Below are 20,799 nucleotides of genomic sequence, written 5' to 3'. Positions count from 1 at the left end.
CATGGCAGCCGACTTCATTTCCGCTCGGGAACTGACCGAGATGCCGGTCTTCGCGCTGGCGGACCCCCCGACATGGACCCGGCTGGAGCCGCAGAGCAGTTCAGGTGACCCGAGTCCAGGAACCCAAGCGCGCGTGCACGATCCGCTGTGGCTGATCGGCCGGCAATGGCAACTCGGTGAATTCGAGGGAGAAGACGCCGGTACGCCGCTCACCGTGCGGGTGGTTACCGCCACCACGGCGGTGGATCGGTGGGCGGCGCGTGACGACACCGCGGGCATCGCGTTCGGCCGCGAGCGTCAGGAGTTGTTGGAGCCGTTGGTCGAGCGCGAACCGGTGGGCGAGGTTTCGCCAGGCCTGCGGGCACGTGCGGAGGCGGCGGCGGCGTTGCTGGCCGCGCTCGCCGACGCCGGGCTCGGTGGCCTGCGCGCCGACGTCGTCGTCAACTGCCCGCTGGATCTGGACCCGCTGCATCACCCGGACGGCACGCACGCCGCGCTCGATCCGCACTGGCTGCGGCTGGCGCGGCTGCTCGATGGCCGCGGCATGGCCGATGGGGAACTGATCGCCGACGCGTTGGGGGCGGCGGCACCGGCGCTGCCGGCTTGGCTGACGGGAGCCGATGAGGCGGGGGTACGGGCAGTGACCGATCCCTGGCTGTCCTGGTATCGCGCCGAGGTGTCGCCTCCGGCGGGTGGGACGGATGCCTGGGTCGGGCCACGGCTCGAACATTCCTTCCGGATCGGCGCGGGCGACGTCGTCCTGGATGCGCCTTCGCATACGGGAGGCGATGTCGACTGGTACAGTTTCGAACCCGCCGCAGCGGGCGCGACGCTGTCCGAGCCCGTCGGGGCGCGCGCCGCTGCGCCGCCGCAGCGCCGGGTGCATGCGTTGCTGGCAACTCCCTTGCGCTACCCGGGCATGCCCGCCGATCGGCTGTGGGAGATGGAGGACGCGGCGGTCAGCCTCGGTGTGGTGGAGAGCGAGCCGTGGGATCTGGCCCGGTTGTTGGTGGCCGAGTTCGCGCTGACTTACGGCAACGACTGGCTGGTGGTACCGGTCGACGTGCCGTTCGGTTCGTTGACCACCGTCGAATCCGTGGTCTACACAACGACCTTCGGCGAGCACTTCGTGGTGCGTCCGACCGACGTGACCAGCCCCGACAGTCGCTGGCGCATGTTCACGATCACCTCCGATGACGGAGTGACCGCGGACGGATTGCTGGTGCCTCCTGGCGCGGTCGCGGTGCAAGACGGACCGGCGGTCGAGGAGGTTCTGTTCCTGCGTGACGAGATGGCGAACCTGGTATGGGCGGTGGAACGTTCCGTCGAAGGGCCCAGCGGGCTGGCCCGCGATCGCTCCCGCGAACACGACGACCCGCCCGCACCCACGCGCGGACCGGTGACGCGGGCCGCACTGGACTATTCGCTGCAGACGGGGGTACCAGCGCGCTGGATCCCGTACGTGCCGCGCTCCACCGGATACCGGTCGGTCGAGCTGGTGCAAGGTCGCATGCCGCGTCCCGACGGCACACAGGCCGAGCCGCAGGGCCGCTTCCTCGCTCGGACCGACACCCGCGAGATCGCCGATGCCGAGATCCCGCGCGAGGGCTTACTCATTCGCCGCCAGCCTAGCATTACGCGCCTACCCGACGGCAGCTACCTGCGCTGGACAACTCGGCGTGTCGGTGTCGGTCGCGGCGAAGGCGCAAGCCAGCTCGCGTTCGACTCGGCTATCGCGCGGCGCCCGGCTCAGTAGGGCGACTAGCGATGACGGCTGGAATGTTCGCAGGTATGTCCGGACTGCCGCAACGGTATTCAGCAACTGCAAATGGTGGGCGGCGACAAACGGGAGCCCGAGGCTCCCCGCGATTCGGGCGGTGTGGTCACCGCTGCCGAGCATCCAGATTTCCGGTCTGTTGCCTACGGCGGGCACCGCCGCCGCTCGGCCGCCGTCGTTGTCCGCCTCGAACAGCGCGAGCAGTTCCCGTACCTGATCGTCGAATGGTGTGGCCGTGCGTTCCTGTTCGCTGCGCACGCGGTCGGCGATGTCGCGAGGTCCGCCGAGGGCACGCCCGAGACCGAGATCGATACGTCCGGGGTGGAAAGCCTCCAGCGTGCCGAACTGTTCAGCGATCACGATGGGAGCGTGGTTGGGCAACATCACTCCGCCGGCTCCGACCCGTATCCGCTGTGTCACCGACGCAATGCGTTCGGCGACAACTGCCGGTGCCGCGCTGGCCACGCCTGGCATTCCGTGGTGTTCGGGCACCCAATATCGGTGGTAGCCGAGATCGTCGGCCAGCTGCGCCAGTTCGATGCTGTTACGCAGCGCCATGCGCGCGTTCGATAGCTGCGTGATGGGAGCCGTGTCCAGAACCGAGATGTGAACCTTATGCTGATGTTTCATCGTCGAGGGTCCCTTCCGCGGCAGGATCCCGCGCTTGTCCAGTTCCGACCGACATGCACCATCCATCGTGCGCGAGGTCTCCATCCTCCGAGTTCGGGGCTCGATCGGTGGATAGCGGGAGCGGGATCCACTGGGACGGGCACACCGACACACCTCTGCGGTACTCGGGACGGATCCACGACCCGAAAGCTGAGAAGCCGTTTCGAACTCCGACAAGAGGTGATGGCGGCGGGCAGGACGAGCGGGGCGGTGGAGTGAAGGTCCACTAGCCCTGCGCGGGAGTGGTGTCGAGAGCGCGCAGCTGGCCAGGGTCGATCGCGCGCAGAACCGCCAGTGAGGCGGTGACGGCCAGGTCGCAGGCCGCGCCGATGTCCGCGCCGTCGACGATGACCGCCCGGTAGGCGATGTCGAGGCTGATGCCGAGCAGCATGGTGGCGAGGGTGTCGGCGCCGCGGCCGATGGGCGTTCCACGCTCGGCGTAATTGGCGCGCAGTTCCTCGGCGACGCGGGGTTCGAGAGCGGCCGAGAGCCGCCGCCCGGGATCGGTGTCGTCGTATCGGTTGTCCAGCAGCACGCGGAAGCCGCGGGGGTGGCGGCGCGCGTATTCGAACAGCGACTCGATCGAGTACCTGGCCCGCCTACCGTAATTCATCGTCTCGCCGTGATCGTAGATCTCGAACATCCAGGTGGTGAGTTTGTCGAGTTCGCGTTCGATCACGGCGTGGACCAGGGCGTCGCGCGAGCCGAAATGGGCGTAGAGCGTCACCCGCGAGGTGTCGGCACGGCTGGCGATGGCGTCCATCGTGGCGCGATCGACGCCGACCTCTGCCATCACCGCACACGCCGCGTCCAGCAGCTGTGTGTCGGTCGGACGGTTGCGAGTGCTGCGGCGCGCGGGCGCGCCTTTGCGCCGATCCCGGTGCCCGCTCTCGGTCACGTTCCTCCCCTCTTCGCCCGACGAAGCTCTCGATGCGGCGCCACCTCCGCAGGAGTCGGGGGCGTGGCATCGCGAGCGTCAGTTCCGCGCCGGATTCTCCGACGCGTCCTCGAGGTTACCGAAGTAGGCCGCTTCGACCTTGTCCCGGCGCTCCCGCAGCTCGGTCGCGGAACCGGTCAGCGCTGCCCGGCCGTGGTGGAGCACCACCGCCGAGTCGGCGATCGACAGCGCGAGTCCGATGTGCTGCTCGACCAGCACCACGGCCATGTGCTGGTCGTCGGCGATCTCACGCAAGCGAGGCAGCAGCTCTTCCACCGCGATGGGGGACAACCCGAGGCTGAGTTCGTCGATGAGTAGTACTTTCGGCCCGCACAGAAGGGCTTTGGCCAGGGCGAGCATCTGCTGTTCACCGCCGGAGAGCGTGCCGCAGCGGCGGGCGCGCAGCGTGCGCAGCTTCGGGAAGTAGTCGAGCACGTCGTCGAGAGCGGGACTGTTCTTGCGACGGGAAAGACGTAAGTTGTCCTCGACCGAGAGGCGGTGGAACACCCCGCGGCTGTCGGGCACCAGGATCACGCCGCGGCGCGCGTTGCGTTCCACGCGCCGGTCCAGAGGTTCGCCGAGCGCGGTGACGGCGCCGGAGATGATCGGCAGCGCACCGACCGTCGCCAGCAGGGTCGTGGTCTTACCCGCGCCGTTGGGGCCCAGCAGGGCGAGGATCTCACCCGCCCTGACCCGCGCGCTCAGTTCGCGCACCGCGGGGACGCCGCCGTAGCCGACGGTGAGCCCTTCGATACTCAGGACGGGCTCGGTCCGGGACTGGACGGGGCGGGTCGCGGCGGGGCTGGTCATTCGTTCTCTCCTGCCGGCCGGTCGGCCGTCGCCGGTGGTCGCGCGTCCTCGCCGTGTGCGGCGGTGCCCAGATAGGCGGTGATCACGCGGGGGTCCTCCCGAATCCGAGCTGGTTCGCCGCTGGCGATGACGACGCCGAAATCCAGGACGTACAGGCGGGCACAGATGTCGAGCACGAGCTGCATGTCGTGGTCGATGAGCAGCACGCCGATGCCCGAAGCCGCGATCCGGCGCAGATGCTGCCCGAATTCCGTGCTTTCGTGGGTGTCGAGCCCGGCAGCGGGTTCGTCGAGCAACACCACCCTGGAGCCGCCGACGAGGGCGCGGGCGACGCCGACGAGTTTCTGCTGCCCAAGGGTGAGTTCGGTGGGGCGAAAGCCGCCGACACCGGGCACACCCACCAGATCCAGTGCGGCCTCGATGGTCTCGCCCGGTGGCGCGGACCGCCCTACGATGTCGGTCAGCAGGGAACGCAGACCGGTGCGCTGCAGCGCGACGGCGAGGTTCTGCTTCACGGTCAGGTCGCCGAACAGTTCTCCGGCCTGCCAGGTCCTTGCCAGTCCGGCGCGGCGGCGGCGATGCGGTCCGAACCGGTCGAGCGCGACGCCTTCGAGGGTGACGTGCCCGGTCGCATCGGTGAAGCCGGTGACCGCGTCGACGAAGGTGGTCTTGCCTGCGCCGTTGGGCCCGATCAGGCCGACGATTTCGCCGGCGCCGACGGTGATGTCGATATCGGAGTTGGCGGCGACGCCGCCGTAGCGCACCGACAGTCGCTCGGTTCGCAGTAGGGTCGTGGTCTCAGACATGTGCCGCCGCCTTCTCCTGTGCGCCCGGCGCCGGTGCGGCCGCGGGTTCGCCGCCTGATCGGCGGGCGATCACCGCCTTCAGACGGTGTGTCGTCCCGGTGATCGCCCCGGCCACGCCGACCGGGTTGAGCACCGCCATCAGCAGCAGCACGCCCGCGGCGATGAGCTCGTAGTACTCGCCGAGTTCCAGTGTCTGGTTGAGGAATACGTAACCGACGCCGAGCGGGCCCGTGATCCCGGCGATGAACGCGCCGGTGACGGAGGTGATGCCGCCGACGTAGGTCATCGCGAGCACCGTCAGGCCGATCATCACCGTGAACGACCCTGCCGAGAGCTGCCCGCGGCTGTAACCGATGAGGCAGCCTCCGACGCCGGCGAGGAAGGCCGAGACGGCGAAGCCGAGCAGCTTCGTCTTCGCGACGTCGATGCCCACCGAGGCCGCCGCCCGCTCGTTGGAACGCACCGCCAGCAGCGCCCGTCCGGTGGCGCCGCCCATGATCCGCATCACCCCGAGCGTGCAGATCGCGACCACCGCCAGCACCATCAGGGCGAACCGCAAGGTGACCAGGTCGGTACCATCCCGGACTCCGAGATCTACGCCGAACAGGGTGGGGTCGGCGATGAGATTGCCCTGCGCCGGTGTCAGCGACGGATTGTTGAACACGAAGCCCTGGATGGCCAGTGCGGCCGCCAGGGTCACCACCGCCAGCTGGGCGCCGCGGATGCGCAGCGCGGGCACGCCGACCAGGATGCCGAGCGCGGTGGCGACCAGCGCCGCCGCGATCATGCCGAGCGGGAACGGCACGTGCCAGTTGTTCGCCAGCTTCGACAGCGCGAATCCGGAGGTGCCCGCGAAAGCCATACTGGCGAGGGAGATCTGACCGAGGTAGCCGGTCAGCAGCACCAGCGAGAGCGCGATGAGCGACAGGATGATGGAGGTGACGACGCCGAACCGCCATGTGCCCGTGGTCGAGACGATGGCCGCGAGGGCGATCGCGACGACGGTCAGCGTCGGCGCCAACCGGATCCGGGGGATCGTGACGGCGGGCATCTGCACCGACCCGAGCGAACCGCGCGCCGGGATCCTGCCGCCGAGCAGGAACAGCGCGATGATGATGATCACGAAGGGCACCGCGTCGCCGAGCCCGGCCTGGGCCCAGTTCGGCCAGAAGTCTTTGGTGTCGGCCCACAGGATGACTGCCTGGAACGATCCGAGCACCAAGCCGGCAGCGCAGGCCACGCCGAACGACGCGAGCCGCCCGACCAGTGCCGCGGCCAGCGCGGGTATCACGTAGAAGGTGTAGCTCGTCTCGTTGAGGCCGATGGTGTAGGCGGCGAGGACGCCGATGAGCCCGCAGGCCGCGCCGGTCATCACCCACACGATCGCGGCCAGCCGGTCGGGCGAGTAACCGGTCAGCCGTGCCGCGAGTTCGTCCTCGGAACCGGCGCGAGTCGCGATCCCGACGGTGGTGAGCGTGAAGTATGCGCGCAGCCCGACCGCGACGGCGATCGCGACGCCGGCCAGGATCAGATCCGACACATTGACCGTCGCACCGGCCACCGTGACGGTGTTCTCCGGCAGAAGCGGTGTCGCGAAGAGGTTTTCGGTGTCGAACCGCAACCCGACGAGGGCCTGGAGGAACAGCATGAGCCCGACCGATGCCACCACTTGGGCCAGCACCGGCGCCTTGCGCAGCGGCCGGAACACCAGCAGGTGCGCCAGCAGCGACCAGGCCGCCGCAGAGCCGACGCCGAGCGCCGCGGCGACCACCATCGGTGTCGGATGGTCGGCGGTGCCGAGGGAGAGACTGCCGACGGGCAGGACGAAGGTGCCGTCGGTGCGCAGCGCGGCCACGACATATACCGCCCACAGTGCGAAAGCGCCCTGCGCGAAATTGATGATTCCCGTGGCGGCGTGCACGCCGACCAGCGAGGAGGCGAGCACCGCGTATACCGCGCCGGTCGACAGACCTAAGAAGACGAATTGCAAGAACTGGGCCATGTGATCCCGATTTCTCTTGAATGGCCGAGGTGGAAAGGGGCGGGCCGCTCGAGTTCGAACGGCCCGCCCCCGGTCACTTCGGTCGGCTACGCCGCACCCGGAATCAGCTTCAGAACTTCGGGGCTCGGCGTGAGGAAGCCACCGGTCACCGGCGCCTGCTTCTTGTCCGCGGTGACCTCGAACAGCAGCATGTCCGTGGTGCAGTTCGGGCTGGTCGGCTTACCGCAGTTCAGCTTGGGACCGAGAAAACTCTGGTAGTCGGTGAGTCCCTTGAGCGCGGCCGTGATCGCGGGTCCGGTGAGTTCGGCCGGCTGCTTCGCGGTAAGTGCCTGGGCGAAATCGACCAAGGTGGCGAAGGTGCCGTAGGCGTAGAAGCCCGTCGTCCCGCCGGCGTTCTCGATGAACCGTTCGGCGATCTTCAGATTGGATTTCGCGGGCTCGGGAGCGGCGTCGACGGCGGGCGGCAGCCAGACCGGCGAATAGGCCTGCGAGCCGACAGCCTGCGGACCCAGCACGTCGACGAAATCGGTGCAGGCGGCGAGGAAGATCGTGCCCGTGTACTTCACCGACTTCAGCGCCTGGGCGAGCTTGTTGCAGGTGTTGTCGTTGGGTGAGGTCATCAGGCCCCCTGCGGCGGGATTGCCGTCGGCGATAGTGGAGGCCAGCGCGGTGAAGTTGGGGGAGGCGGGCGGGTAGTAGGCGCTCTTGACGTCGATGCCGAGCTGCTTTCCCAGCGGGGCGAGGAGCTGGTCGAACACCTGATGCGCTTGGGGCAGATCGGAATTGACCAGAGTCAGCGAATTCTTGCCGGCCTGCTTGAGCGACTGCAGGAAGCCGACCAGGAAGGCCGCCGGGGGCGGGCCGAAGAACACCCGGTTCTCGGTGACCGCTCCGGTGGCAGTGTTGAAGGGAATCTGGCCGATCAGCGGGATTCCCGCCGAGCTCAGGATCGGCATAGCGGCCGCGGATTCGGCGTTGTAGCCGTCGATGGTCGCGACCACCCCGGCCTGCACGAACTGGTTGGCGCAGGAGATGGTCGATTCCGGTGAGGTGTTGTCGATTCCGCAGTCGACGACTTCGATCGGGCGGCCGTCGATGCCGCCGATCTGCTTGTTGATGTATTCGATCGCGGCGTTCTTGCCCGTGGTCACGCCCGGCTGGGTCGCCGGTCCCTTCGACGGGTTGAACAGGCCCACCTTGATCGGTTCGCCGTTCGCCACGACCCCCGGCGGAATGGACGATTCTCCGGTGGCGGACTTGCTGTCGTCACCACACGAAACGACGGAGAACGCGCATGCCGCAGCCAATGCCGCAGCGGCGATTCGACCGGTTTTGATACTCATAGTGAATGCCTTTCCAGGCCGGTCGCGGTTCCGGCGCGCATGCCGAACCGCCCCGTCGAGCTGCCAATTCAACGCCGCACCGCACCTCGCGCGATTCCGACGACCCGATCTGCTCCTGTGATCTGGGCCACCTGAAGCTAGCTCAGCCTTACAGGGGTGTCAAGCTTCGATTCCGGCAGGGTTTCGGCAGGAGAGCGGCACATTCCGACCGGACCGACCGAAGCCGGTTCCGGCAGGACGCCGGCCCGTTCGGCGACGATATCGATGTCGCGGTGCGCGCGGAGGCCGGTCTCGTCGCAGGCATGACGCCGGCTCCCGGCAGACTGCCGATCAGCGTGAGGCGGGCGGGATACTCTGCTCGTACTGGAAGACGTTGTCGGGGTCGTACTTCGCCTTGATTTTTCGCAGATGTTCGAAGTGCCGGCTCCCCCAATAGGCGGTTTCCCATTCCTGCATTCCGACGTTCGGCACGTTCACGTAGGCGCCTTCCACGTAGGGCCGCAGCGCCTGGCTGAACTCGGCGATCCAGGCCTGGGCCTGCGGGGTCAGCGGGTCGCTGACGCCTGGTTGAGTCGAACGAGTCCCCCAAGCTGCGCCGATCTCACCGTAGAAAAGCGCGTCGCGATGGACGAACGCGGTCCCGCCGCGCGGCTCGCTCTTGATCGCGCCGCCGAAAGCGTCGACGAAGTAGTTGCTGTCCTCTGTGGGAGCGTTGCGCATGAAGGAGCCGATGATGTCGATCGCCATCTTCGGCAACGGCTCTTTGACGAACTGCGAGAAGAATTTCCAGTTCGCGGGCTCTTGCGCGAGCGGAATCTGCGCTCGCGCGAAAATATCGCCCCAATTACCGACCTGCACCGTGACGTCGGGCGTGCCGACCGAGAGGATCGGAGCGAGCATCTCTCCGGCCTGAGCCGCCTCCCCCTCCACAAGCCACGCGGACAGCAGGATCTGGGACTTGTGGATCTCGAGCTCGGATCCCAGACGGCTGTCGGCGGACGGCACCGTCCGCTGCCATGCCTCGAAGACCCCGTCCAGGTCACCGAGTCCATTCCAGGTCGCCTGCACATTGGCCAGCCGCGTGAGTGAATACACCTGGTAGGTGAGTTGTGTGACGATCCCGAAGTTGCCGTTTCCCGCGCCGCGCAGCGCCCAGAGCAGGTCCGAGTGCTGCTGCGAATCCACGTTGATCACCTCGGCGCAGTCTCGACCCGACGCGACGACGACCTCAGCCGCCATCAGGCTGTCGCAGGCCATGCCGAGCCAGCGGTTGAGGGGCCCGAGGCCACCGCCGAGCGTCGCCCCGCACACGCTCACGCTGCCCTCACTCCCGGTCGTGATCGCAAGGTTCTGCTCGGCGAGCGTCGTCACCGCCTCCAACTGGTTCAGCCCGGCGCCGACCGTCGCGATACGAGCGCCGGGATCGATCCGGACCGACTTGAGCCGGCTGACGTCGATCACGATGCCGTTGTCGACGTTCGACCAGCCCTCGAGGGCGTGGCGGCCGCTGCGCACCCGCAACGCGACGTCGTGCTGCCGCGCCCACGTCAGGGCGTTCACCACGTCCTGAGTCTCCTGCGCGAAGACGATGACCAGCGGGTAGTGCGAAAAGAGCTGGTCCCAGCCGAGGCGTGCGTCCGTGTAGGACGCGTCACCGGGACGAACGATGTGACCGGTCAGCGTCGCGGGCGGGCATTCCGGACTCGCGTACGCGATATGCGGAGTGTCTGCGGCGGTGAGGCCCGAAACGGCGACCGCTCCCACGCCGGCGGCCGCCGACCCCCTGAGCAGGTCACGACGAGAAAGATCGCTCAAGTCCAGGTCCTCTCGATCGGGCTACGCCACCCGGCTGCTAAGGGAACTCTTACCCGCCGATCGCCGGGCAATCCGCCGTAGTCGATTCCCGAACGGTAACGGTGTGACGTGGCGGTGTCCGGGCCGCGTTGTTGGCGGATCGTTCCCCTGATGGCCGTTGCGCTCCGGCGCGGCCGAGGCGGATGCGCTGATGGAGAACCGCAAAACTGGATCATCGGGGAAAACATCGCGCGCCCAGCGTCGCCGCGGCGACCATGACGTTCGATCAGCCCGCCGCGCAGGGCTCATCGATCGAAGCCGTTGGGAGACAGACGTGATTCGGCACGTTGATTCGGTGCCGAATCATTGGTTCCAGGGCAACAGCAGTCGGGTGAGGACTTGGCGGAGCTCGGCCGGCGGTAAGGGGGCCGCGCCGATCATGACTTGGCGTTGGATCAGTCCGTCGACGACGACGGTAACCGTCTCGGCGGTCAGAGCGGGTTCGGGGACCTCGAGCGTTTCGAGTAGCCGTTGGGTGAACTGCACGAAGGCGCGACGTTGCTGATCGAACAGGTCCCGCAGCTGGGGGTGGAACTGGGCCTCGCCCAGCAGCAGGTGTCTTGCCAGAGCCCGCCGACGTGCCGGTCCGGTGGTCATAGCCTCGATGAAGGAAGCCATGAGCTCGGCCAGTTGGGGAATCGAGGACAGGTCGAGGGCCGACACATCGGTGAAATGAGCGACCACGAGCTCGTAGTCGCGGGAGAACAGCTCCTCCACAGCCATGGCGACGAGCTTGCCGCGGGTGGGCGCGTGATAGTTGACCGCGCCGGGGCTCATCCCGGCCGCAGCGTCGACTGCCCGGTGGGTGAGACCGCGCACGCCGTGGTTTACGAGCACATCGATCGCCGCCGAGGCGATGCTGCGGCGGCGCCGGGCCACGTCCGGACGGGGGGGCTCGCTCATGACGGCATCGTAAAGCGCGGGTCCGGCGCCGCCATCGCCGCTGGTTGTCGAAAAAGCTGGAAGCCAGGGGCGCAACCAGCGACCGGCGCTGGCGGCCGAAGTCATGTGGGGTGCCGACCAGTGCGCGAACTCAGGGCCCTGTGTTGTGTCACAGAGCTGGGTCGACGGCCAGCCATGCCGACGCACCTCTTCTAATCTCAACACATGTTGAGAAGCTGGTGGATGTCGCGGCGCGCGATGCTGTCGATGATCACGAATGTGGGGGCGATATTGATGATCGAAGAGTCGACGGGCGCCGGGCACGCCACCCCTGCGGGAGAGGCGCGTTATCGGGGGTATTCCGCCGAGGATCGGCTCCTGCCCTTTGCGCGGTTCTTCACCGCGCGCACGCTGCCCGCGCCCGCGGAGGTCGCCGTGGCCTATGCGGGGCCTCCGACCGATCCGCAGCTGATCCCGGAGTTCGACTGTCTGCCCAGCGATTTGAGCCCGAGCGGATACTCCCCGGTCGAGACCGGATACGGGCATACGCGATCGGGTGTGATGTGGGTGGCGGTGCGGACGGCTATGCCGAGAGTCAGTGCGGCGATGTGGGACTGGTGGTTCGGTTGGCATATCGCCGAGTCGGCTCGGTATAAGCTTTGGCATCCCGAAGCGCACCTGTATGTCGGTGCCGCCCAATCGCGAACCGAGGCGGGGCTCGGTGACCGCGACAAATACATTGGCAACACGGTCTATGTCGATGAGTACATCGGCGTCAAGCTGCAGCAATTAGCCATCAGCTTTCACGACCCGGCGTTGCTCGGCCTGGAAGTACCCGACGGTCACACGATCATTTCCGGCCGGGTGGGCAGCAGCGTGGCTCCGCTGGATGTGGGGTGGCTGACGCATCAGGTCCGACCCGTGGCCGGCGGATGCGAGATGCGCAGTCGGTTCTATCTGAATCTGTACGGCCCGCGAGTTCCCGATGCGGGTCAGGCCGCGCGGGCAGTAGCGCGCGGAGCCGCTGTCGATCCCGCCGATCTGATGCTCGGGCTGGATATGGCCCGCGAGCTTCTCCTGCACTGCGGACAGGAAATGAACCATCTCGCCACGTTCCTTCCCGAACTCCACCGCGAATTCGCAAACTAGGCCCGGCGGGGTACGGCCTGCGGTCGAACTGGCCGCAGAACATCCAGGCGGCCGGTGGCGGTCGGCTCCGCCGATACGGCCGCACGGTGGAGATCATGAACCCGCTACTGATCACCAAGGCGGAGGCGCTGCCGGTGATCAAGGCATCCTCACGCCTGTTCTACCGGCTGTTCCCGTTCGACGAGGCTGCGCTCATCCTCACCCGCGTCCAGCCACCGTCCCGGGCTGGGAAGGGGTCCTCCAAATCGGCGACCCGATCTCTCTGCAACATTGCAACCATCTTTGTTGCGATGTAGTCTAGATTTCGATTCCCGCTGATGGCACGACCAGTACCCCCCGGACTGTGAGACCTCATGGCACTGACAGCGACGCGACCTATCGCCCTTATGGGCCCAGTTTCTTATCCGCCCACTACTGGTCGGCAGACCCCATCCGGCATACAGGCCGAGCCGTCGGGGCGGCACCCACACTCCGCGTGCGGGAAGGCCACCTCGGCGCCGTCGGCGGATGCCGGGCGCGCGGCGCCGTCGCAAAGGAGCCGCAAGTCCCACGAGAGCGGCCCGTTGGCCCCTGGTGGTGATGTGTATCTGCGGCTGTGGGTGAGCGGCATCGCTTTCGACTACGTGGTCTCGGCCGCGGCAGTGGGCAATCTCCTGCAGGATTGGGCGAAATCGCGCTGGTGCACGATCGAAGTGGTCCGCAACCCGAGCATCGAGCACCGGCCGCCGCGTCTGCCGTGTGAACGGTTGTTCCTGGGCCCGTGACAGGCAGCGCGGGGTCCCGCCGCCTGGACGGTTCAGCTCGGCGTGCTGCACCCGGTGCACCGCGGCACAGCGATCGGCCATATCCAGCCAGTCCCGCGACTGCAACCCGGGCTCGATCGGTTCATCGGACTGGTTCGGTGTGCATCGCCTGTGTGCCCACGACGGTCAGCAGCGAGAGCTTCTCGGCGGTGTCGGTCCCGGCGCGTGGGGTGAACCACAGCAACCGCTGGCGGCCGTCCTCGCTGAAGAGGCTGAGGCAGTTGAGGTCGAGCATGCCGACGGTGGGGTGGAAGATCCGCTTGCGCTCGTCTCTGCGCACCTCCACGTCCTGGTCGGCCCAGAGCGCCTGGAACTCCGGCGACTGCTGCAGCAGCTCGTCCACCAGTTCGGTCGCCTCGGCGTCGCCTGGACTGCGTCGCCCGACTGCCGCGCGCAGGTCGGCAACGAACGAGCGTGACTGCGGGGCGAGGTCCTCGTGCGGGTAGATCTGCCGCGAAGCCGGGTCGGTGAACTATCGGTAGATGAAGCTCGCCGCGCGGCCGTGGCGCGCGGACAGGTCGCCGAGCATCGCGATGGCGAGCGGGTTCTGGACCAGAACGGTGTGCAGGTCGGTGCTCACCATCGCCGGGGTCCCGTCGATTCGTGTCAGCAGGTCGAGCATCGCGGGGTGCGCGTGTGACGCCGTCCCGCCCTGGTGCGGGATCGGTCGGTTCGCCAACCGGTACAGATGGTCGCGTTCATCGCGACTGAGGCGCGGCGGTCACCAGCACGGTGGAGCGCTTCGGGTCGCTCGACGCGGCAATCGCGAACGCAGGCGGCGCGTCCGCGGATCACTTCCGGACCGGCGGTGCCGGCGTCATCGACGGCGGTGATCCGCAGCTGTGAACCCAGGCATGATCGACACCGCGTTCTGGCACGGCCAGGCTCCCCCCATCGCGATGAGCCCGGATTCGGTGGCCGAAGCGATCGGCTTCGCGCTCGACCAGACGGCAGGCGTCGACCTCAACACGGTGACGATCCGTCCGATCGGCCAGCCCGTCCGACTCCGGGCGGACAGCAATGGTGCACCGCAGCACACACGGCTCGACCTGATCTCCTACATCGAGACGTACCGACGACGAGTGCGCACCTTGTACCTCGCCGTCGATGAATACGGTTCGCGCGAAATCGTCGCGCTTCATCGCAGTTACAACATCGACCTGAAGGAGCTACGAGTGCTCGAGGCGGACCGGGTCGGCCCCTGCTTCAGCCGCCCCGATCGCTGGCGGCACGAAGAAGTCTTTGGGTAAGACGTTCGCTCCGAACGTCTTCGGTGGCCGGTGGACTTGCCACGGCTGGTGAATACCGGCATTGCGGCGGGGCGCGAAGTGCGAAATCTTCGCCTGAGAACACTTCGGATCCTGACGACGAACCGATTTCAGGCGATTTGTGGGAACTGTTCATGCACTGCTCGCGGTCGAGGTCGTGCGCTGGCCCATCCAGGGCTTCGGCGCGTTCGTCGTTCCCGGAGCGCGGAGAGCGCCGTGACGTGGGCCGAGGATGAGGATCTCGCCGGGTCGGTCGAGCAGAGTGGCCGAGGCAGTTCCCCGCGAGTATCTCCGGACGACGACGAATTCCCCGATCCCCGGTCGGACCGGTTGCGTCCTCCCAGGGACTGGATCATAGCTGCTCACACGAGTAGGCGACTGTCGCGGGCGCTGTTCTGGTGATCAGATCCGAATTGATTGCGCGGGCATACGCACGCTTCGCCCAACACTTGAGCAACGAGATCAGAAGGATAGCGAGGGCTGATGCCGAACACGGCGTCAGGCCCATCGCTCGCGAAGCCAGGGACGCGGCGCAGATACTTTCCGACGCCGACAGAGGTTTTCGCCACGCTTTCGATCCCGGCGACCCATCGTTCCCGCGTCCGCTGGTGGGATCCGGGTCCACGATGCCGGATCGTTTCTATAACGGTGCACGCCTGTGGCAGGTCGATCAAGTGTTTCCCAGGGCATTTCGCGGAAGGGAATCCGCACCCGAGGAAGGCTATATCCGCACCGCGTCACACAGCACCGCCGGAGACGTGGTGTACCTGACCGACGGCAGCGACATCGCCGGCGTGTACGGCACGATCACGAGCTGGACCGATGTCCGCGACGGAACGATGCGGTTCCACCCCGCAGGCATGGTATTGGGTGTCGACGCCAACCGCATCAGGGTCGATCCGATGCTGGAGGAAGGCCATTCGGCGGCCAACTACCTCGAAGGTGTCAGCGACCGCGTCTTCACCACCCCGGGCCGCGTGGACACATCCAAGATCGTCAGCGTGGAATTCCAGACCTACGACGACATCATCGACAATCCCGATGTAACCCTGGTGGCCGACGGCTTTCCCGGATTCGACGGCCTCCGGCAAGAGTCTCTACGCGACCCCGCGGTAGTCGCCGAGCGCCTCTCCGCCATCGCCGACGCGGTGCGCAGAAACTACCCGACGATCGACGTCACCGTCAGCGCCAACCACCTCTCCAGCGAGGAAGCCATCAGAACCTTCCTGGCAACATGAGCAAAGCGCCGGCAGCCTCGGTCCGGTCGCTCCGGTCTCTCGTCAGTCGCTTCCTGGCGCGGGGTGGACGACCATGACGGGGCAGGAGGCGTGTTGCACGAGGTCGTTGGCTGTGGAGCCGAGGAGCATGCCAGCGAAACCGCCGCGTCCGCGGCTGCCCACCACGAGCAACTGCGCATCTTCCGACCGCGACAGCAGATGCGCACCGGGGGCGGCCATCTCCACCTCGCGGGTCACGCGCACGCTGGGGTACTTCTCCTGCCAGCCCGCCAGTCGCTCGGCGAGGACCGCACGCTCGACGTCCTCGCGTACGGCGTCGAGCCGGCCCGGCTGGCCGGCGAAGCGGCTGGCATCCCAGTCGCTCCAGACGTGTACGGCGACCAACTCCGCATCACGCGCGGCAGCCTCAGCGAAAGCAGCCGCGATAGCGGATTCGCCGACCGGGCTGCCGTCCACGCCGAGGACCACCGGGCCGGTGCGGTGGCCCTCACCCCGGGTGCCGGAATCGGGGCGCACGACGATCACCGCACCCTCGGCGTGCGCGGTGACCGCCAGCAGCGTCGATCCCAGATGCGCCATGGTCCCGGTGTTGCCGGTTGCCCCGAGCACGATCGCGTAGGCCTCGCGGCTGTGGTCGATCAGCAGCTGCTTGCCGGTGTCGGTGGAGGTACGGATTGACACCCGCAAGCCCGGCGCCACCGAAAGCGCCACTTTCTCTGCGCGGGCGAGCATTTCCTTTCCCTGCTCGCGGACCGCGTCGACCACCGACGGCATCAGGACTTCGTAGCCGCCGAGCACCCAGCTGGTGCCGACCAGGTCCAGCCCGTGCACGATCTCGAGTTCGCGCCCGCGCTCAGCGGCGAATCCCGCCGCCCACCGCAAGGCTGTCCACGAACCATCCGATCCGTCCACGCCGACGACGACCTTGGCGGCGGCGGCATGATGCGGATCGTCGAATTGCTGCTGGCCCATGAAACTCTCCCTCTACCCTTGGTGACGTACCCGATGGGCACCGTACGAAGCGTACGACCGGTGCGGCGGCCCTCGGCGTGGCTGATGGTCACCTCGAGTCGGGCCGAAAGACCATGAACAGCAATGCGGCGGCGTTCAGATCGATGTCCTTGGTGTCGGAGCGAATCTGCTGTGCCGCAGAAGATCCAGTCCAAAGCCATGCGGACGTGCTCGAGTGGCATCCGGCTGGGGTCGGTCGCTGTCATGATGTGATTCCTGCGGGTATGGCAGCGCGCAAGCGCCGAGCGATGGTGATCGATGAAGCCTCACCCCGGCTCCGACTTCGGCGAGCGCGGTAGCTCGGCGCCTTAAGGCGATACCCAGCGAGCGGGGAACCGCAAATGTGCGGTAACACGATCCGCGACCCTCGCCGCTAGCTGGTCAGCGCGCGAAATTGCGATGAACGTGTAGCTCATCGTCCCGAGCCGCGTCAGCAGGTGACGGGTACCGTGTCGCCCGCCAACCGGAACTCGAACCGGATCGCGCCCGGACTCTGCGCGGGCAGCACTATGGCCGCGCCGTGCCCGGCCCTCCAGCTGCGGGGGACCAAGACGTAGTGGTCACCGATGCGGCTCAGTGGCGCCAACCCGTCGTAACGGAACCGGTAGGCGGATTCGGTACCAGGATCGGTGGCGCAGGTCGTCGTGCGGACGTCGGGGCCGGAAAAGTGCAGCTCTTTTTCGCTGTAGATGATGACCTGGGGACTGGTGGGCAGTTGCGCGGCCCATTCCCGCGCCCGGGTCTGACCGACCGCGACCGAGTAATCGGTGGCGATCCAGAACAAGTTGATGCCGACCATGAGAAACAGGATCACCCACTCCACGACCGCTGCCGCCTGCGCCGGTGGCGGCACCGTGCTGGGCCTGCTTTCCCGCAGACGTTCGCGCCGAAGCACGACCAGCAGCCAGAACGTCAACACACCAGCGATGATCGACACCGGTGCCACGCACAATCCCTTGTTGAGCGGAGTCACCACATAGATGCGGGAGACACCATTGACCAGGACCGCTCCGGCGATCAGCGCGATGGCGAGGGTGGCCCACCGCCCCGGTCGACGCGCACGCACCGAATCCGGCAGCGCGATATATCCCCACAGCACCGCCATGCCGGTGAGACCGGCGAGCGTCAAGGGCACGAACAGCGCGTCGACGGTGCGCATCAAGTACTCGCGGATGCTCGGATTCAGCGTGGTCGAGTCGACACCGAAGTAGTTGAAGTACCAGTAGACGTGCGCCCAGCCGAAATAGAACAGGACGGCGGTCAGTAGCGTTGTCGGGGCGGCCAATTGCCCGATGGATCGTGCGACGTGACCGAATCCGTCGAACGCCGACCCCGCCGCGGGTGTCGGTGCCTGCTCATCTGGTGGTTGTGGCACGTGGCTTGCTCGTCACCGTCTCGGTGGGCGTTTGTGTTCGGGTGGTCGAGTTGGTTCCGGTATGGGGAGCCGCCCCGGTGGTGGAACCGGTCTTCGGTTCGAAGCCTTCTGTGCGGCAAGGCGATTCCTGCGGGGGCAGTGTCCCGGTGAGAAGGGTCAGCGTCGAGCCGGACGTGAGGATCAGCGACCCGTTCGCCGACTGTTCGGTCGGGGTCGAATCCTGCTTCGCGCCGCGAAATCCGGAGTATTGGCAAACGCTGCGCTCGGTGTCGGCCTTGTCCTGCGCGATGGCAACGCTCACGCAGCCACCGCACGCCGCGGCTATGCGCCGCACGGCCAAGTCCTTGACGTCGACGATCGGTGCCCCCTGGAGTTCGGTGAAAGCCGGGATGCGAAACGGGGCGCCCGCCGCATTGCCGGCATCGGTCTTTCCCGGCCTTCCCGGCACGTTGTCGTCTGGCGGGGTATCGGTTCCGGACGGCAGCTGGGTTGTCGTCGCAGTGACCGCTTCCCGGTCGGGTATCGACGTGGCACATGCCGAGATCGCGACTGTCACCGCACCCACGATCATCATCCCCCGAATGAACATTTCCCTCCCTCCGGGCATGATCACCATCGAGCGTTGGTGTACGCACACGTGACCAGCACCCGTTGCACCAACGATCATCGCGCGAAAAATCCGAAGGGGTGGGGAAATCCCGACATCCTGAGTAGCGGTAGAACCGGCGGGTGAGGTCCGAGGCACCGGTGAGTCCGATGCGGTTGCGGCTCACCAGCCGGGTGGATTTCCCTGCCGGATACAGTCCGAATGCCCAGACCCAGTGGCCGTCGTCGGAGGCGAAGACCAGAGCGCGCTCGCGTTCGACGGTCGCGGCGCGCATGCGCGGGCCCGACTTCCCGAGCACGAAGCCACCGCCGACCTCGAGGTTCTGGAACTGCGGCAGGATCTAGTCTGCACTGTGCATGTCGAGGCCGAGCAGGTTTCGATCCAGTCGTAGGTGTAAGCGCCGCCTCGGCCTGGTCCCAGCTGAACCAGCCACGGCCAGATGGCGTCGGCGCCGGTGCCGGTCGTGATCGCCCGCGTCGTGACGATGTCGGTGTCGGCGAGCAACTCGTCGCGTGCTGCGGCATCGCGACACGAACCGCATGCCTGGCGCTTCTATCCAGGATGTGCGACCAGTACCGGGCAATACGCGTGCTGGACCAGGAAATTGCTGGTCGAGCCGAGCAGCAGGCCGGTGAAACCGCCGCGGCCGCGGTTGCCGACGACGATCAACTGGGCACTGTTCGACCAGTACTGGAGGCGATCGACGGCCCCGCTCAGATACACCTTGCGGGTGACGCGCACATCGGGATACTTCTCCTGCCACCCGGCCAGTCGTTCGGCCAGAATGGCGTCTTCAGCGGTCTCCAGAGCAGGCCCCACCATGTCTGCTCCGAGCTTCTCACCCGCGAATTCGCCGAAGTGCCAGTCACTCCAGGAATGGGTGGCCACCAGCTCGGCGCCGCGGTCGGAGGCTTCGGCGAACGCGGCGGCGATCGCGGCCTCGCTCACCGGGCTGCCGTCGATGCCGACGACTACCGGACCGTCGTTCCTGAGGCCCGATTCGGTGCCGGCGTCGCGGACCACGACGATGGAGCCGTGCCCATGTTCGGTGACCGCGAGCAGTGTGGAGCCGAGGTGAGCGAAGGCGCCCGCCGTGCCGGTCGCGCCGAGTGCGAGCAGACCAGCGGATCCGGAGAGGTGGATCAGCAGCTCGGACGGGCTCGCCTCGGAAATCTCGGTGGTGATCTCCAGGTCGGGTGTCATTTCGCGAGCCACCCGGTGCGCGTCGGAGATGATCTGTGCCGCCTGTTCGCGTACCGCTTCGACGATCGACGGCGTCATCGCCAGACGGCCGCCGGGCATCGAGCGCAGTGCGGCGATGTCCAGCCCGTGGGCGAGGTGCAGGGTGCGGCCGCGCCGCGCCGCGACCTGCGCGGCCCAGCGGATGGCCAGCTCGCCACCTTCGGAACCGTCGACACCGACGACCACCGGCGCGGACGCCAGCAGGTGCGGGTCGTTTCCAGGTGGCATCGTGTTCATGACTGTCGCCCTTCGGAATTCGATGGATCGGCGCTGCGCTCTTGGACACGGAGGCGGCGGCGGAGGTTGGCGAACTGCCGAGTCTGCATGATCAAGTGGGCGGGCTGACCGAACAGGAAGTCGGCCACCGCCATGATCGGCCGAGGCGCATCACGCCCGAGGGTGCGCACCACCAGTCGAGTGCGTCCGCCGGGCAACTCGGTCAGGTGAAAACCCCACACTCCCTGCGTGAACATCCGGGGGAGTGGCCCGCGTGGATCGAAGGGGCGGCCGCTGGGCAATGCCAGGTCGCTGCGCAACACCAACGTCGTCGGGCGATCCGCGATCGCCACCGTGAAGTAGGCGCGCCCGCCGACCGTCGCGTCGACCCGGTCCCCCTCGCGCAATTCCTGCCACTCCGGTTCGATCCGCATCGAACTCGGTCGGCCGCCGTTGTCCAGACGATCCCAGCTGTACCAGCCGGCGCGGTCGGCCCCCATTTGCACGAGCCAGCTCCAGACCTCCTCCCGAGGCGCCTCGAAGGTCGTGGCCATGGTCGAGCAGGCCGTCGGAGCGGGTACGAGCGTGTCACCGGGGTACTCGGCCGCCGCCTCTGCCGGGGTGGCGCCCCAGCGCAACAACCGGTGCCGCAGTCCCAGCGCTGCCGCGCCCGCGGACAACAGGGGAACGGTCCATCGCATGTGTCGTGTCCTCCCGTCCCGATCTTCGCGCATTCAGCTCAGCAGACCGAGCGTCGTGCCCGACAGGGCCGATGGTCCCGAGAAGTATCGAGCGTTGAGGAAGAAACCG

At 67.3% G+C, this 20,799-nt stretch carries 20 protein-coding genes and 1 pseudogene; 7 read left to right on the top strand and 14 right to left on the bottom strand.

Annotation, left to right across the window (positions count from 1 at the left end):
• The first annotated feature begins 1 nt into the window (after position 1).
• The gene (locus U3653_RS17840) at positions 2 to 1,756 is read left to right on the top strand and encodes a hypothetical protein (RefSeq protein WP_195081339.1); all 1,755 of its coding nucleotides are present in this window, start codon (positions 2 to 4) and stop codon (positions 1,754 to 1,756) included.
• Here the strand turns inward: U3653_RS17840 and U3653_RS17835 are convergent.
• The 8 genes from U3653_RS17835 to U3653_RS17800 all read right to left on the bottom strand — a co-directional run bounded on the left by U3653_RS17835 (position 1,643) and on the right by U3653_RS17800 (position 11,101).
• Positions 1,643 to 2,407, bottom strand: coding sequence for an MsnO8 family LLM class oxidoreductase (locus tag U3653_RS17835; RefSeq protein ID WP_195081340.1), 765 nt, complete (start codon positions 2,405 to 2,407; stop codon positions 1,643 to 1,645). The genes U3653_RS17840 and U3653_RS17835 overlap by 114 nt on opposite strands.
• 265 nt (positions 2,408 to 2,672) lie before the next feature.
• Complete coding sequence (locus tag U3653_RS17830) at positions 2,673 to 3,344, bottom strand: TetR/AcrR family transcriptional regulator (RefSeq protein WP_195081341.1); 672 nt, start codon at positions 3,342 to 3,344, stop codon at positions 2,673 to 2,675.
• A gap of 78 nt (positions 3,345 to 3,422) precedes the next feature.
• Positions 3,423 to 4,193: an ABC transporter ATP-binding protein gene (locus tag U3653_RS17825; RefSeq protein WP_195081342.1), complete on the bottom strand. Its 771-nt coding sequence runs from the start codon at positions 4,191 to 4,193 to the stop codon at positions 3,423 to 3,425.
• Positions 4,190 to 4,999, bottom strand: a complete 810-nt coding sequence (locus U3653_RS17820; RefSeq protein ID WP_195081343.1) for an ABC transporter ATP-binding protein — start codon at positions 4,997 to 4,999, stop codon at positions 4,190 to 4,192. The genes U3653_RS17825 and U3653_RS17820 overlap by 4 nt, the downstream gene beginning before the upstream one ends.
• Positions 4,992 to 7,001 (bottom strand): ABC transporter permease, encoded by a 2,010-nt coding sequence (locus tag U3653_RS17815; protein WP_195081344.1) that lies wholly within the window; start codon positions 6,999 to 7,001, stop codon positions 4,992 to 4,994. Before U3653_RS17815 ends, U3653_RS17820 begins: the two co-directional genes overlap by 8 nt.
• Before the next feature lie 86 nt (positions 7,002 to 7,087).
• Positions 7,088 to 8,344 (bottom strand): ABC transporter substrate-binding protein, encoded by a 1,257-nt coding sequence (locus U3653_RS17810; RefSeq protein ID WP_195081345.1) that lies wholly within the window; start codon positions 8,342 to 8,344, stop codon positions 7,088 to 7,090.
• Between the two features lie 330 nt (positions 8,345 to 8,674).
• On the bottom strand, positions 8,675 to 10,159 hold the full coding sequence (locus U3653_RS17805; protein ID WP_195081346.1) for an FAD-binding oxidoreductase: 1,485 nt from the start codon (positions 10,157 to 10,159) through the stop codon (positions 8,675 to 8,677).
• Between the two features lie 342 nt (positions 10,160 to 10,501).
• A complete protein-coding gene (locus U3653_RS17800) occupies positions 10,502 to 11,101 on the bottom strand; it encodes a TetR/AcrR family transcriptional regulator (protein ID WP_195081347.1) in 600 nt (199 codons plus the stop codon).
• Between the two features lie 204 nt (positions 11,102 to 11,305).
• Between U3653_RS17800 and U3653_RS17795 the strand changes: the two genes are divergently transcribed.
• The 3 genes from U3653_RS17795 to U3653_RS17785 all read left to right on the top strand — a co-directional run bounded on the left by U3653_RS17795 (position 11,306) and on the right by U3653_RS17785 (position 12,993).
• On the top strand, positions 11,306 to 12,229 hold the full coding sequence (locus tag U3653_RS17795; protein ID WP_323124251.1) for a DAPG hydrolase family protein: 924 nt from the start codon (positions 11,306 to 11,308) through the stop codon (positions 12,227 to 12,229).
• Between the two features lie 86 nt (positions 12,230 to 12,315).
• Positions 12,316 to 12,525, top strand: coding sequence for a hypothetical protein (locus U3653_RS17790; RefSeq protein WP_195081348.1), 210 nt, complete (start codon positions 12,316 to 12,318; stop codon positions 12,523 to 12,525).
• Positions 12,526 to 12,810: 285 nt separating this feature from the next.
• On the top strand, positions 12,811 to 12,993 hold the full coding sequence (locus tag U3653_RS17785) for a hypothetical protein (RefSeq protein WP_195081349.1): 183 nt from the start codon (positions 12,811 to 12,813) through the stop codon (positions 12,991 to 12,993).
• A gap of 121 nt (positions 12,994 to 13,114) precedes the next feature.
• Here U3653_RS17785 and U3653_RS17780 read toward each other — a convergent pair.
• A pseudogene (locus tag U3653_RS17780) lies at positions 13,115 to 13,654 on the bottom strand (MmyB family transcriptional regulator).
• A 232-nt stretch (positions 13,655 to 13,886) separates the two neighbouring features.
• Here U3653_RS17780 and U3653_RS17775 point away from each other — a divergent pair.
• Together U3653_RS17775 and U3653_RS17770 are read left to right on the top strand one after the other, a co-directional pair.
• Positions 13,887 to 14,282 (top strand): hypothetical protein, encoded by a 396-nt coding sequence (locus U3653_RS17775; RefSeq protein ID WP_195081350.1) that lies wholly within the window; start codon positions 13,887 to 13,889, stop codon positions 14,280 to 14,282.
• Between the two features lie 467 nt (positions 14,283 to 14,749).
• Complete coding sequence (locus U3653_RS17770) at positions 14,750 to 15,538, top strand: hypothetical protein (protein WP_195081351.1); 789 nt, start codon at positions 14,750 to 14,752, stop codon at positions 15,536 to 15,538.
• Between the two features lie 42 nt (positions 15,539 to 15,580).
• Here U3653_RS17770 and U3653_RS17765 read toward each other — a convergent pair whose 3' ends face one another.
• The 3 genes from U3653_RS17765 to U3653_RS17755 all read right to left on the bottom strand — a co-directional run bounded on the left by U3653_RS17765 (position 15,581) and on the right by U3653_RS17755 (position 18,540).
• The gene (locus U3653_RS17765) at positions 15,581 to 16,510 is read right to left on the bottom strand and encodes a universal stress protein (protein WP_195081352.1); all 930 of its coding nucleotides are present in this window, start codon (positions 16,508 to 16,510) and stop codon (positions 15,581 to 15,583) included.
• Between the two features lie 469 nt (positions 16,511 to 16,979).
• Positions 16,980 to 17,834 (bottom strand): hypothetical protein, encoded by an 855-nt coding sequence (locus U3653_RS17760; RefSeq protein WP_324722399.1) that lies wholly within the window; start codon positions 17,832 to 17,834, stop codon positions 16,980 to 16,982.
• A gap of 70 nt (positions 17,835 to 17,904) precedes the next feature.
• On the bottom strand, positions 17,905 to 18,540 hold the full coding sequence (locus U3653_RS17755) for a hypothetical protein (protein WP_195081354.1): 636 nt from the start codon (positions 18,538 to 18,540) through the stop codon (positions 17,905 to 17,907).
• 205 nt (positions 18,541 to 18,745) lie between these two features.
• Between U3653_RS17755 and U3653_RS17750 the strand changes: the two genes are divergently transcribed.
• Positions 18,746 to 18,922, top strand: a complete 177-nt coding sequence (locus U3653_RS17750) for a hypothetical protein (protein WP_195081355.1) — start codon at positions 18,746 to 18,748, stop codon at positions 18,920 to 18,922.
• A 161-nt stretch (positions 18,923 to 19,083) separates the two neighbouring features.
• Here U3653_RS17750 and U3653_RS17745 read toward each other — a convergent pair whose 3' ends face one another.
• Together U3653_RS17745 and U3653_RS17740 are read right to left on the bottom strand one after the other, a co-directional pair.
• Positions 19,084 to 20,010, bottom strand: coding sequence for a universal stress protein (locus tag U3653_RS17745; RefSeq protein ID WP_195081356.1), 927 nt, complete (start codon positions 20,008 to 20,010; stop codon positions 19,084 to 19,086).
• Positions 20,007 to 20,690 (bottom strand): hypothetical protein, encoded by a 684-nt coding sequence (locus tag U3653_RS17740; protein WP_195081357.1) that lies wholly within the window; start codon positions 20,688 to 20,690, stop codon positions 20,007 to 20,009. Before U3653_RS17740 ends, U3653_RS17745 begins: the two co-directional genes overlap by 4 nt.
• Between the last annotated feature and the right edge of the window lie 109 nt (positions 20,691 to 20,799).

Source organism: Nocardia implantans (genome assembly GCF_035544775.1).
In the GTDB taxonomy this organism is placed as follows: Bacteria; Actinomycetota; Actinomycetes; order Mycobacteriales; family Mycobacteriaceae; genus Nocardia; species Nocardia implantans.
This window is presented reverse-complemented; position numbering and strand designations above follow the sequence as displayed.

What these genes read in the sequence shown, in the direction of transcription:
- U3653_RS17840 (WP_195081339.1), top strand. Translation starts at nt 2, where the DNA reads ATGGCAGCCGACTTCATTTCCGCTCGGGAACTGACCGAGATGCCGGTC.
- U3653_RS17835 (WP_195081340.1), bottom strand. Translation starts at nt 2,407, where the DNA reads ATGAAACATCAGCATAAGGTTCACATCTCGGTTCTGGACACGGCTCCC.
- U3653_RS17825 (WP_195081342.1), bottom strand. Translation starts at nt 4,193, where the DNA reads ATGACCAGCCCCGCCGCGACCCGCCCCGTCCAGTCCCGGACCGAGCCC.
- U3653_RS17820 (WP_195081343.1), bottom strand. Translation starts at nt 4,999, where the DNA reads ATGTCTGAGACCACGACCCTACTGCGAACCGAGCGACTGTCGGTGCGC.
- U3653_RS17815 (WP_195081344.1), bottom strand. Translation starts at nt 7,001, where the DNA reads ATGGCCCAGTTCTTGCAATTCGTCTTCTTAGGTCTGTCGACCGGCGCG.
- U3653_RS17810 (WP_195081345.1), bottom strand. Translation starts at nt 8,344, where the DNA reads ATGAGTATCAAAACCGGTCGAATCGCCGCTGCGGCATTGGCTGCGGCA.
- U3653_RS17800 (WP_195081347.1), bottom strand. Translation starts at nt 11,101, where the DNA reads ATGAGCGAGCCCCCCCGTCCGGACGTGGCCCGGCGCCGCCGCAGCATC.
- U3653_RS17795 (WP_323124251.1), top strand. Translation starts at nt 11,306, where the DNA reads ATGTTGAGAAGCTGGTGGATGTCGCGGCGCGCGATGCTGTCGATGATC.
- U3653_RS17775 (WP_195081350.1), top strand. Translation starts at nt 13,887, where the DNA reads ATGATCGACACCGCGTTCTGGCACGGCCAGGCTCCCCCCATCGCGATG.
- U3653_RS17765 (WP_195081352.1), bottom strand. Translation starts at nt 16,510, where the DNA reads ATGGGCCAGCAGCAATTCGACGATCCGCATCATGCCGCCGCCGCCAAG.
- U3653_RS17755 (WP_195081354.1), bottom strand. Translation starts at nt 18,540, where the DNA reads ATGGTGATCATGCCCGGAGGGAGGGAAATGTTCATTCGGGGGATGATG.
- U3653_RS17745 (WP_195081356.1), bottom strand. Translation starts at nt 20,010, where the DNA reads ATGAACACGATGCCACCTGGAAACGACCCGCACCTGCTGGCGTCCGCG.
- U3653_RS17740 (WP_195081357.1), bottom strand. Translation starts at nt 20,690, where the DNA reads ATGCGATGGACCGTTCCCCTGTTGTCCGCGGGCGCGGCAGCGCTGGGA.